This window comes from Achromobacter sp. SIMBA_011, assembly GCF_046535435.1.
In the GTDB taxonomy this organism is placed as follows: domain Bacteria; phylum Pseudomonadota; class Gammaproteobacteria; order Burkholderiales; family Burkholderiaceae_B; genus Achromobacter; species Achromobacter dolens.
Genome location: NZ_JAWRWN010000242.1, coordinates 1 through 301 on the forward strand (window position 1 = coordinate 1; position 301 = coordinate 301).

Genomic DNA, 301 nt, shown 5'->3' on the forward strand with positions numbered 1-301 from the left:
GTCGGCACGTGGAATCTCGACGTTCATCTGCCCGCCGACCAGAAGGGCACGCACATGTCGCGTTTCGTGGCGCTGCTCGAAGAGAACAAGCAGCCGCTCGAACCGTCGACGTTCCGCGCGATGCTGACCGCAATGATCGCGAAGCTCGAATCGCAGGCGGGCCGCATCGAAGTGTCGTTCCCGTACTTCGTGAAGAAAGTCGCGCCGGTGTCGGGCGTCGAAAGTCTGCTGGACTACGAAGTGACGCTGACGGGCGACGTGCGCGACGGTGTGACGCGCCTGTTCCTGCAGGTGCTCGTGC

1 protein-coding gene is annotated in these 301 nt (G+C 63.5%); it reads left to right on the forward strand.

Annotated elements, in window-relative coordinates; translation table 11 throughout:
- A partial coding sequence (locus SB816_RS30765) for a GTP cyclohydrolase, FolE2/MptA family (RefSeq protein ID WP_410548089.1) occupies positions 1 to 301 on the forward strand: 301 nt, incomplete at both ends.